General features: G+C 57.5%; 8 protein-coding genes. 4 read left to right on the plus strand and 4 right to left on the minus strand.

All coding sequences use genetic code 11. The features are described from left to right. Together EOA33_RS11340 and EOA33_RS11345 are read right to left on the minus strand one after the other, a co-directional pair. A partial coding sequence (locus EOA33_RS11340) for an NAD-dependent epimerase (RefSeq protein ID WP_145989114.1) occupies positions 1–1011 on the minus strand: 1011 nt, incomplete at its 3' end. A gap of 27 nt (positions 1012–1038) precedes the next feature. Continuing rightward, entirely contained in the window at positions 1039–2319 is a 1281-nt protein-coding gene (locus tag EOA33_RS11345) for a nucleotide sugar dehydrogenase (protein ID WP_127405657.1), read from the minus strand. A gap of 248 nt (positions 2320–2567) precedes the next feature. Between EOA33_RS11345 and EOA33_RS11350 the strand changes: the two genes are divergently transcribed. Beyond that, positions 2568–3698 (plus strand): glycosyltransferase family 4 protein, encoded by a 1131-nt coding sequence (locus tag EOA33_RS11350; protein WP_126058866.1) that lies wholly within the window; start codon positions 2568–2570, stop codon positions 3696–3698. Positions 3699–3839: 141 nt separating this feature from the next. Here the strand turns inward: EOA33_RS11350 and EOA33_RS11355 are convergent, their stop codons facing one another. Then, positions 3840–5621 carry an ABC transporter ATP-binding protein gene (locus EOA33_RS11355; protein ID WP_245482305.1) on the minus strand — a complete coding sequence of 594 codons (1782 nt, stop codon included), beginning with the start codon at positions 5619–5621 and terminating at the stop codon, positions 3840–3842. A 177-nt stretch (positions 5622–5798) separates the two neighbouring features. Here EOA33_RS11355 and EOA33_RS11360 point away from each other — a divergent pair, with 177 nt between their 5' ends. The 3 genes from EOA33_RS11360 (at position 5799) to EOA33_RS11370 (ending at position 9642) form a co-directional block, all read left to right on the plus strand. After that, positions 5799–6665, plus strand: coding sequence for a hypothetical protein (locus tag EOA33_RS11360; RefSeq protein ID WP_127405658.1), 867 nt, complete (start codon positions 5799–5801; stop codon positions 6663–6665). 79 nt (positions 6666–6744) lie between these two features. Then, positions 6745–7971, plus strand: coding sequence for a glycosyltransferase (locus EOA33_RS11365; RefSeq protein WP_126058868.1), 1227 nt, complete (start codon positions 6745–6747; stop codon positions 7969–7971). Beyond that, positions 7972–9642, plus strand: coding sequence for an O-antigen ligase family protein (locus tag EOA33_RS11370; protein ID WP_126058869.1), 1671 nt, complete (start codon positions 7972–7974; stop codon positions 9640–9642). It begins immediately after the preceding gene. Here EOA33_RS11370 and EOA33_RS11375 read toward each other — a convergent pair. Further along, positions 9600–11551: acyltransferase family protein (locus EOA33_RS11375; protein WP_190234255.1), on the minus strand; the 1952-nt coding region annotated here is incomplete at its 5' end. The two genes, EOA33_RS11370 and EOA33_RS11375, sit on opposite strands and share 43 nt — an antisense overlap.

The following is an 11551-nucleotide window of genomic DNA, read 5'->3' on the forward strand; positions in this document are numbered from 1 at the left end:
ATAGAATTCCCGATACCATTCCACGAAACGCGGAACCCCGATTTCGACCGGAATCTTCGGCTTGAAGCCGGTCGCCTCTTCAAGTGAGCTGACATCTGCGAAAGTTGCCGGGACGTCACCCGGCTGGAGCGCCATGAGGTTGCGGTTCGCCTTCCGCCCGAGTGCGTCTTCCAGCACCTCGATCAACCGGTTCAGCTGAACGGGCGAATTCCCGCCGATATTATGGATCCTGAAAGGCGCGCTGCTTGTCGCGGGGTCGGGGGCCGAACTTTTCCATTGCGGATTTGCTGTTGCGGGCTGCTGCATCACGCGGTCAATGCCCTCGACAATGTCGTCGATATAGGTGAAATCTCGCTGCATGTTGCCATAGTTGAAGACGTCGATCGGTTCGCCAGCGAGAATGGCCTTGGTGAAGATGAACAGGGCCATGTCTGGCCGTCCCCAGGGACCATAGACAGTGAAGAAGCGCAATCCTGTCGTCGGCAGGCCGAAAAGATGGCTGTAGGTATGCGCCATCAGTTCGTTGGCCTTCTTGCTTGCGGCATAAAGGCTCAGCGGATGGTCCGCTGGATCGTGAACGGAGAACGGCATCCGTGTGCTGCCGCCATAGATCGAACTGGAAGACGCATAGACCAGATGGCCGACTGAGGCACGTCGGCATCCCTCCAGGATGTTAAGGAAGCCGGTGAGATTGCTTTCCGCATAGGCGTGCGGATTGGTAAGCGAATAGCGAACGCCGGCTTGGGCTGCGAGATTGACCACGATCTCCGGAGTGACCGAGAGAAGAAGCGCAGAAATGCGATCTCGGTCGGTGAGGTCGATTTGATCGAAACGAAAATTCGGAAATTCTTTCAAGCGAGCGAGCCGGGCTCGCTTCAGGTTGATGTCGTAATATTCATTCATGGAATCGAGGCCGACAACCTGCCGGCCATCAGCGAGAAGCCTCTGGCAGAGGTGGAATCCTATGAAGCCAGCCGCGCCGGTGATCAGAATCGGCCTGGTCGATGTCAATGTGTACTCCTAGGTTGCAGGCCGAGCTCACAGGCTCCAGTATTTTATCACTCCAGGAACTTCATTCGGCTTGATGGCCGACTTGATGTCGAACAGCGTTCCACCTGGCCTGATCATTTGGAAAATACGGGATTTCTCCCTCGATAGATAATGCTTGTGAGGAACCGCCAGAACAAGCGCCTGCAAATCGTTTATCTCGTCGAGTGGCAGGATTGTTTCACCATATTCGCGTCGAGCGGTTTCGGCATCGGCAAGAGGATCGTGGACCTTGGGGGCAATGCCGAACTGCCTCAGTTCCCTGACCATGTCGAAAACACGGCTGTTGCGCAAATCCGGAACATCCTCCTTGAAGGTCAGTCCGAGAATGCCGACCGAAGCTCCCTTCACGGGCATATCTGAACGGATCAGCTGTTTGACCACTTGTTGAGCAACGAAGGCTCCCATGCCGTCATTGATGCGGCGGCCGGCGAGGATGATCTGCGGATGGTAGCCCTCAGCCTCCGCCTTGGCGGTCAGATAGTACGGGTCGACACTTATGCAGTGGCCACCCACGAAGCCCGGCTTGAACGGAAGAAAGTTCCATTTCGTTGACGCGGCATCAAGGACGTCCTGCGTCCGAATATCAAGCCGCTCGAAGATCATTGCGAGTTCATTCATCAGCGCGATGTTGAGATCGCGCTGCGTATTTTCAATTACTTTCGCGGCCTCGGCCACCTTGATCGACGGGGCGCTGTAGACACCGGCATCGATGATCCGGCTGTAGACGCCCGCCACACGCTCCAGCGCTTCGGTATTCTCGCCAGAGACGACTTTGACGATTCGTCGCAGCGAGTGTTCGCGATCGCCGGGGTTGGCTCGTTCAGGTGAATAGCCCAGCGCGAAGTCGTGAGGATGCCGCAGACCGGAAATCTGCTCGATGATGGGTCCACAAAAATCTTCGGTAACGCCGGGATAGACCGTCGATTCGAAGACGACGACCGCGCCTTTGCTCACCACTTCCCCGACGAGTTCGGATGCCAGCTTCAGAGGAGCAAGATCGGGGGCACGATTGATGTCGATAGGGGTGGGCACGGCAACCACGAAGAAAGTAGCGCCTTTCAACATCTTCCGGTCGGTCGTAAATACGATCGACGATTCCTTGAGCTCCGTGGCGTCAACCTCTCCCGTACGATCGACGCCGTCGCGCAGCTCGTTGATTCGGCGCTCGCTGATATCGAAGGCGATCGTTGCCGGGAAAATCTTTCCAAACGCGACGGCTACTGGAAGGCCGACATAGCCTAGGCCGATTACAGCAATGCGTTCGGTCATCCGTGGATTTCCTCAGGTCGCTTATGACTCGAGGCGCTTGTATGGCAGGCGGTGGGTTAATTCAACGATGCGTCGTTGCGAAGGCGGAAGTCTCCACTCAAAAGAAGAAGTCCGCCGCCGATGCCTGTACCACTCAACAACTCAGACCGACCGATACTGTGGATAACATGCCGCAGGGTTGGGTTTCGGGACCCGAGACCTTACAAGAGGCGGCTGGCCTGCTGCAATCAGCCTAAGATGTTGAACGCATGAACCGTATCGTCGTCATTGTGAGCGAGCCAAAGTCCCTTGCAACCACTCGAGGACATTTTCTCCTTGCGCTGCGTGTGGCCGGATACGAAGTTCATGCCGCGGCGCCGTTCGATGAGATGACCGTGCGATGGCTGACCGGAAACGGCATTCGTTTTCATCATCTGCCGATGGCGCGCGCGGCAGTCGGCCCGATCGGCGATGCGATTTTGGCGCTCCGTCTCTACAGAAAAATACGGGAACTCAGACCTCAGGTCGTGTTGACCTGCGCAATCAAGCCAATCGTTTATGGCATACCCGTAGCGTTGATTGCACGCGTCCCGCGTCGGCACGCGCTTATCACTGGCCTCGGCTATGCGTTCACGGACCGCCATAAATCGCTGCGCTGGAGGGTCATCAACGCCGCGGCTCGACTTCTTTATGCAGCAAGCCTGCGCGGCGCCACGACGGTGACGTTCCAGAACGAGGACGATCGAGATGATTTCCGTCGCCTGGGGCTCCTCGGGCGGACCCCAGCCAGTGTCGTCAACGGTTCAGGGGTCGACCTGGATCGTTTCAGGGTTGCGCCACTGCCGGAGGAGCCGCGATTTCTTATGATCGCCCGCCTGCTTCGCGACAAAGGCCTTGCCGAATACCTGGGTGCCGCGAAGCTGGTGAAGGCGGTCCGGCCGGAGGCTCGCTTCGACCTGGTCGGTGATACGGATCCAAATCCCGCGGGATTTCCGGTCTCGGAGGTTGAGGCAGCCGTCGCGGACGGAACGATCCGCTATCACAGGGGTGTCGAAGATGTCCGTCGGGTGATCGCCGACTCGCGTATTTACGTGCTTCCCTCCTATCGCGAGGGCACATCGCGCTCGGTTCTGGAAGCAATGGCAATGGGTCGTCCGGTGATAACGACGGATGCGCCAGGCTGTCGCGCGCCGATCGTCCCCGGGGTAAACGGCCTGTTGGTGCCGGTCGGTGCCACGACCTCCCTGGCCGAGGCCATGATCCGTCTGATCGACAACCCAGATGAGGCCAGATGCATGGCCAGGAACAGTCGGTCGATTGCCGAACAGCGCTATGATATTCAGAAAGTTACTGCTCATATGATGGAAATCATCGAAGGCGGGCAATGGGCCGCAGGATGACATCTGCAGAAAAGCCAGCGTCGAACCGATATGAATTCGGAGCCTATTGGGCTTCATTCATCGACAAGTCCTACTCCGCTGAACGCCGCCAGGCGGCGGCCGGCAAGCTCCTGTCCTTCCTGGGCAAAGACCGAACGGAGACTAGGCGATATGCGGCTGGCCGTCTTCGATCGTTACGATCTCGTCGCAATTTTCGACCGTCGTGAGGCGATGCGCGATGATGAGGACTGTCAGATCAGCGGGCAAATCACCGATTGCCTCCATGACAGCTGCTTCGGTCTCATTGTCGAGCGCGCTTGTTGCTTCGTCAAAAACGAGCAAACTCGCCTGTTTATAGAATGCCCGCGCTATGCCTATTCGTTGGCGCTGGCCGCCGGACAATCGCACACCGCGTTCGCCGACCCGGGTTTCATAGCCCTTGGGCAAGTTTTCGATGAAGCCCGCCAAAGCTGCCTGCTGCGCTGCGTTGCGAACACGTTCAAGATCGATACCGGCGGGGTCGATGCCAAACGCTATATTCTCGGCGATCGAAGCGTCCGAAAGGAAGATACTCTGGGGGACATGGGCAATCTGCCTCTGCCAGGCACGTCTAGTGCCTCCATCAAGGGGCTTCCCGTCGATCTCGATAACTCCACTTGTCGGCTCGAGTAGGCCCATCACGAGATCGACTGTCGTGCTCTTCCCGCTCCCTGTCTTGCCTACAAATCCGATCTTTGCGCCCTTCACGATGGTGAGATTGAACCGTTCGATAACCGGCGGCTGATCGGGCGCGTAGCAGAACGATAAATCCTTCAGCACAATTGCCTGATTGAATGGCAAGCGGCTCGGCGGAGGTGCCTGTGCTTCTGCTGGGAGTGGCGCTTCGATCGTCTTAAGAACCGCTTCGACGCCGGCGATATTGCCTAGCACGAGCGCCCAGTTTGCATAGATCAATTGCATCAGGGGCACTAGACGCTGCGCGCCAAGGGCAAACGTTCCCAGCATAGGCAGTACCTGCCCGGCGTTGTTTGTCCTTGTGATCAGGAAGTAAGCAAGTGCGGCGATGATCACCATCCCAGTGGCTTCGATCGCGAATCGAGGAGTAGCGGCCGCGAGAGCGTTCCCCGAGTAAGCGCGCTGTAAATGCCTGTCGAGTTCTTCGAAACGGGAAAGGAAATAGGGCTGAGTGTCATTGATGATGACATCGCGAATGCCACCCAAGCCCTCTTGCACGGACCGAATGTCTTCCGCCTGCATTCGCTCTATCGTGCGGGCATTCGTCTTGAGATGTTTGCGAATGAAGAGCGACATGGCGAGATAGGCCACACCCAATCCGGCAAAGATCGCAAATGTGATGAATGAGCTCAACGCGAACATCGCCGCAACGACGAACACGCTGATGATCGCTCCCCCGACCGCTTGGAGGATCGGGAGGAGAACGTTCATGTTGATGATGTGGACTTGGCGGAGTGTCGCCAGCACCGAGCTGGAGCTATTCGATAAGTGATAGCTGTAGGGTTGGTAAAGTGCGCGCTTGTAAACTCTCACGGCGATCTCGTGCCCAAGCGAAAAGACAAAAGCATGAGTCGCTCGCGAGAGCAGGATCCGCACCACCCCAGCGATCACTACCACTACCGAAAATAGCGACAGCAAGGGCAGAAGGCTGTCGCTCGAACTGGCCGAACCGAAACCCTGCAATTGGCGTCCGATCCATGACTGACCTATTGAATCGGGATCGGTGATCTTGGCCAGAAACGGCAAGAGGGCACCGAGCGTCGCGGCCTCAGCGATAGCGCCGAAGAACATTAGAACCAGAAGACCGAAAAACTGGCGGCGCCGGCGCCTCGATAGCTGCGCCCACAAGCGCCGAAGCGCGTCGGTCGTGCTGTCTAGGGTCTGGGTTCCGCTCAATGCCAAGGTATCGCCCGCATTCTCGACGTTCATTGCGCATGGGCGCCACAAGGAAACAAGTCGCATGTGGCGCCAATTGACAATTTCTGATCTCGGATCGTCAAAAGCCATCCACAAGCTGGACCATTCAGGGCAGCTTCGAACGTGCAATTGTGATATCTCTGTACTACTAGCAGCGAGGAAAAGGCGATTCTAAGTAGGAGCCGTCAGTTGGGCGCCGATCGGTTCTGGCAGTCCTTGGGTCTCTGCCTGACTGGGCTAGGGGCGGCGTTTCTGCTCTTTGTCGCTGCTTATCCCCTCGGCCTCGTCCAGGCCTATCCGACACCCCCCGCGGAGGCTATTGAGGGACCGCTTGGGTTTGAGAAGAAGATAGAGGATTTGAACGGCCTTTATCGCGAAGCGAATGAGCCCAAGCAGGTCTATCTTGAGCGCCTGACAAAGGCTGTCGCGGGTGGCGTGGTGCATTACTGGACGGAAGGGGACCGTTGGACGGCCACTGACGCGCGCTATACGAAGATCAGCGTTTTCGACAACTACGTCATCTGGCTGCTCGGTCGGCTTCCTGCATACCACGACAGCTTTCAAAATTACGAGTTTTTGACACCCCGAAAGGCCTTAGATCGCGGTTACGGCTTTTGCTCCCAGGCCTCAAAGATTGTCTATTCAATCCTTACGGAACAAGGCATTCCAGCGACGATATATAGCGCGGAGCAGCACACGATCGTCGAGGTCGATGGTAATGTTCTCGATTCCGATTATGGCGTCCTAGTACCCCATCCTCTGGCTCTTGTAGAAAGGGATCCGTCGATAGTCGATTCCTACTATTCGGACTACGAAGATATGCTGCCTCTTTTGCATGGAGCCTACAGTCAACCTTGGCATCAGCTTGGAACGCCAGAAGGCTTTCAGAGTGCCCGTTCTTACGAGACAATTTTCGACCGGCTGAAGTGGCTTCCGCCAGTCATGCTGCTGCTCATCGGCGTGTTGTTGGCAACTAGCGGGCTGCTTCGGCGCCGACCGTTCGTTTCTGCCCCGAAAATCTTTGCCTTCGGTCGTTCGTCCAATCGTGGAGCTTAGGGAGTGCTTTGCGCTTGCTTGAGGTCTATGCCTATGGCATGCGACGGCTAAATCGGAAGTCGGCGGCGATAGAGTCTCGATGAATTATGCTCCAGCAAAGACATCCGCTGTCGTTCCTTCGACGGCCATCGCCAAGAGCCGCCGTAAGGGCGTACTTTTTGTGATCGGATCGCTAAACCTTGGCGGCACGGAGAGCCAACTCGTACTGCTCGCCAAGGAACTGGCATGCCGAGGATGGAGGGTCGAGGTTTTTGCGCTTACGCCGGTAGGCGACGTACTGGCCGAACCTCTGACCCGAGCCGGCATACCAATTTTCTATGGCCGCCACCGACCGAATTCCCTCGCCGCCGGTTCAAAGACGTCGCCGGGTTTGAAGGAGTTGATGGTCCTCCTGGCCGCGGCCACTTGGGTTTTCAGGCGGGTGGCTTGGACACGACCGGGCGTGGTCCATGCTTTTCTGCCGCTGACAAATTTCCTCGGCGCCCTGGCCGGACGGTTAGCGTTGGCACCGCTTATCGTCACATCTCGACGCGGCCTCGGCAGCCATCAGGAACGCTGGCCTTGGCTAAAATGGATGGATCGGTTCGCTAACCGTTTTTCCGATTTCGTGGTTGCGAACTCTCTCGCTGTCGCGGCAGACACGGCGGCGCGGGACAACTACAGCATCAACCGCATCAAAATTGTCGCAAACGCCCTCGATTTAAGCCGGTTCGACAATATCGGCGATCGTCGCAATGGGACCCGGGCTCGACTTGGTCTCGCCCCAGATGACGTGGGCATCATCATTGTCGCCAATTTGATACCGTATAAAGGTCATGACGATCTAATCGAGGCGATTGCCCTTGCGAGCAAAGTGCACCCGAACATCAAGCTCTTTATGGCCGGGCAGGACCGGGGAATCGGATCGGCTCTGGCGCAGAAGGCTGAAAGCCTCGGCATCGGGCGCAAAGTGCAAGCTCTCGGAGTTCAGAGCGATATCCCTGGTTTACTCGCTGGTATGGATGTTGGCGTGATCGCGTCCCATGAGGAGGGCTTTTGCAATGCCTTGATGGAGAAACTGGCGGCCGGTCTCCCGGTAGTCGTCACAGACGTAGGCGGAAATCCGGAGGCAGTCTCAGGCCTGCCAGGATGTGTTTTGGTACAACCTCATGCTCCCACTGATCTCGCTCGAGGTTTGCTGGAAATAGTAGACCGTCTGCCAGAGCGCAAAACGGACCAGGAGTTTCGCCAACGGACAATGCGCCAGCGCTATTCGATTGAGGCTATGGCCGACGCCTATGAAACCCTCTACCTCACGGGGAAATGAATGAGCGGCGGGGTTGCTGATGTGGATCGCTCACTAGGCCCAGCATCGTCGCTGCAAACGAACCTGGTGAACCTTTCTGCCGGCTTCTGCGCTTTCACAGTCGTTGTATATCAGGCCTGGTTCATGCCTTTCTCCCTGCCCTTGTTCACCGGGCGAGATGGCTATCTCAGGTTGGCCTTGTACGCCCTCTATGGCGTTGTACTCATCGTCTCTTTCGCAGTGGTAGTGACGCGGCGTGACGTGCGCAAAGCTATTTCGCCGCTGGCAATCGGCGCCGTGGTGGCGGTCGTGCCAATCGCTCTGCATCCTCTTGGGATCGTCAACAGGAGCTATTTGACAACTCTTGCTCTTGGTGGCTCTGCACTCACTCTGATGCTTACGTTTGCGCCTCCGATTGTGCTGCGGCTGTCCGCTTCGGTTACGGCCCTCAATGCTATCGTTTGCTTCTTGGATGTGCTCTTCACCCATGGCTTTACCACTACAGTTGGCCGCGCGGCGGGGTTAGCAGTCAACCCGAATGTGGCCGCTGCGGGACTCTTGCTCGGCGGCGCGGCGAGCTATCGCGCCGTACCTAAGGAATGGCGCCCAGGTTTTCTCGTCCTGGTTGGGGGGGCGCTTTCAATCACCTTGTCCCGCTCCACTATTCTTGCCGCCGTCGCCACCGTCTTCCTTCCAAGTGCTGCTGGCATCTGGCAATACTATAGAGCTGGCCGAAGATTGCGGATCGGCACCGCTGCTTGGACGCGGGCTCTCGCCGTGGCTCTTGTGCTGCTATCGGCAACTTTCGTCGCACTGACCACTAACCGCTACTTTCGAGCTGCCATTAGCCAGTCTTTCGCAGGAGTGTTGGCCGTAAACACGGACCTTAGTGTGGCAGGCGAAGCTGTCGACACGTCGCTTGCCCGGCCAGCGGTTCCGATAGGACATCCTCCCCAAACAGATGACGCGAGACCGCTTTCGGTCGAGCCGCCCCAATTGGCGCCATCTAGAAACGTCCCAGCTCTACCCGAGGAAAGCTTGCCAGGAGATGTCGCCACTCCCCCCAAAGCGATTCCGTCTGCAGCAGGCGCGGCCAGGATCCAGGCCCTCAGCGAACGGCTGAGAGGTGAAGGTAAGAAGAATTCTATCTCGGCCCGAGCTCTGTTCTTGGAACGCGGCCTACTTGCATACCAGACAGGCGGTTTCTTTGGTCGTGGGCTGGAAGAGGCTCATGTCTTTGTTCCTCACAACACGTTTGTCCTTTTTGCTATCGCTTTCGGCCATATCGGCTGGCTAGTGCCACTCGGCTTCCTCGTCTCCGCCTTCTGGTTCGTTCGTGACGCTGAAGATCTGCCACTCGGAGTCGCCCTCTTAGGCGTTATGCTGACTTCGCATGATGTCTTACTGACGCCGAGTTTGTTCATACCCGTGGCTATCGGCATAGGCAGCATGCTCGCCGCAAAGACCAATCCCAGCCGAAGCAGGGAAGCATATTCGAGCTTTGCCTTTGGAATAGGCGGAGGCGTCGGGTTATTCGCTGCCGCTTCCATTGTCCTGTTGATTTCGCCGCCGATCGGTGTCGATCTCCGGGCTAATCCGCTCTACTTCATGCTTTTGGGGACCGTCATCGCCTGGGCTGTTGCGACGCTTTATTTGTTTTGTCGCTCTCGTCGAAGCGGCCCCGGCGCGTAGGCGAGTCGCTTGGCGATTATCCGGCCTGCCGAAGGTCGATCGACCGGGACGGTCAGATCATCTCGGAGCATCTCGATGATTTTCGGAACAATAAGCATTGCGCCGAAGATGGAGAGGTGGTGATCGTCGACGTAGAGGCTGTGCCCCGCGCTGTTTGTCATTCGGCATTCCGCGGCGGGGCAGATCGCGTCCAGCGGATCAACGAATTGAAACTGGGAATGGTGCCGCGCGAAGGCCGTGAAGGCCGCTTTGAATGCGCCGTGCTCTACCCGCGAGGACACTGGGCATGGAAGGGAGAAATAGTTCGGCCTGAGAGCACAGATCAGGTTCGTGTTTGGAGCGTGTCCGACCAAGATGACCGGTCCGCGAAACCCGGCGTACAGCTTGGAGATGTCTTCAAGCATTGTCGGAAACAGCTTTGCCAGATCAGGGATATCGACAGGCGCTCCATCAGCCTTCTTTTCGAGAATGTTGCGGTATCCTGGCCAGCGCTGAGCTTGGACGATGGCTGCGATCCCCCCGGCGTTCAACCAACGGGCTGCTTGATCTGTTGCGGCTCGACAATGTTGCGTGACCGCGCCTCTAGGCCGGCTCTGAAGATCCGCTCCGAAATGGCAGCTGCCGGCTTGCGCTAGCAGGAAGTGAAATTCCTTTCCGCCAAGCTCTTCGAGGGCGCGGGTGTAGTGGTCAACGTGCGAGTCTCCGACAATGAGGATCTTCGTTGGGCTTTGAAGATTTCCGAATTCGCAGAAATCCTCACAGCCACGAGAGCCCTTGATCGATTCCAGGGTCGCGCGATCGGCCAGTTCACCTCCCGCGATAGCCGATGGCGACCGCCAAGGCATACCGCCCCACATGGAGTAGCTGACCAGCGAGAAAGCAAGCAGACCTGCCAACGCAAGCCCTGTGGGTCCGACGAAGCCGCGGCCAGCACGATACGGCTGTTCAACGAAGTGAAACATCATGACTGCCAAGGCGAGAGAAAGGAACCCGACGAGAACGGCCTCTCTCGGCAGCAGCGGCCGCAGAAGGCCATATTCACAGAATACGATCAGGGGCCAGTGCACCAGGTAAAGTGAATAGCTGATGCGCCCGATATAGGCTGCAGGGCCATTGCGTAGAACAAGCCCCACACGTCGTGAGCGATCCGCGTACAGCACCATCGCAGCTCCGACCGTAGGCACTAGCACATTGAGGGCGGGTGCGTGTGCCGTGTCATCTAGAAAGAAGACGGCGCCGCCTATGAGCACCAATCCAAGCAAGGCGAGGAACTCGTGGATAGCCAAGGCTCGCGGCTGTGGAAGCCAGACCAATGCCGCGCCACAAGCAAATTCGAAGACACGGAAAGGCGTATTGTAAAAGACGGTCGCTCTGCCGTCCGAAAGCCATTCGGCAGTCCGCGTTCCGGCAAGCAGCCAAAATGAGCCGTCCTGGAATGCGAAGATGAGCCAGAAGCCCAAAACCGTGATCGCCAGGATTGGCCAAACCATCCGACGTCGGAATAGGGCGAGCAAACCTGAAAGCAGGAGCGGCCACACGCAATAGAACTGCCACTCAACACTCAGGGACCAAGTGTGTAGCAGTGGCTTCATACGCGCGGCCAGGTCAAAGTAGCCGGATTCTCGCCAGAAGAGGACGTTCGAAACCCCGAGAGTGGCGGCCAAAAGCGACTCTGCGAAGTTCTCCAAATGCGGTGGAGCGAATAGAAGAGCCGCAGCAATGCACGACAGGGCCAGTGTCGCAAACAGAGCCGGCAGCAGCCGGCGGGCGCGGCGCCGATAGAACTGCGCTAGGCTGAAACGCCCCCGGTCGATATCGGCTGCAACAATTTTCGTGATCAGAAAACCGCTGATTACGAAAAAAACATCGACACCGACGAAGCCACCGGAAAATCCGAAAACCCTCAAAT

It is taken from the genome of Mesorhizobium sp. M4A.F.Ca.ET.050.02.1.1 (genome assembly GCF_003997725.1).
In the GTDB taxonomy this organism is placed as follows: domain Bacteria; phylum Pseudomonadota; class Alphaproteobacteria; order Rhizobiales; family Rhizobiaceae; genus Mesorhizobium.

Coding starts and splice junctions, on each gene's coding strand:
- EOA33_RS11345 (WP_127405657.1), bottom strand. CDS start 2,319: ATGACCGAACGCATTGCTGTAATCGGCCTAGGCTATGTCGGCCTTCCA.
- EOA33_RS11350 (WP_126058866.1), top strand. CDS start 2,568: ATGAACCGTATCGTCGTCATTGTGAGCGAGCCAAAGTCCCTTGCAACC.
- EOA33_RS11355 (WP_245482305.1), bottom strand. CDS start 5,621: ATGAACGTCGAGAATGCGGGCGATACCTTGGCATTGAGCGGAACCCAG.
- EOA33_RS11365 (WP_126058868.1), top strand. CDS start 6,745: ATGAATTATGCTCCAGCAAAGACATCCGCTGTCGTTCCTTCGACGGCC.
- EOA33_RS11370 (WP_126058869.1), top strand. CDS start 7,972: ATGAGCGGCGGGGTTGCTGATGTGGATCGCTCACTAGGCCCAGCATCG.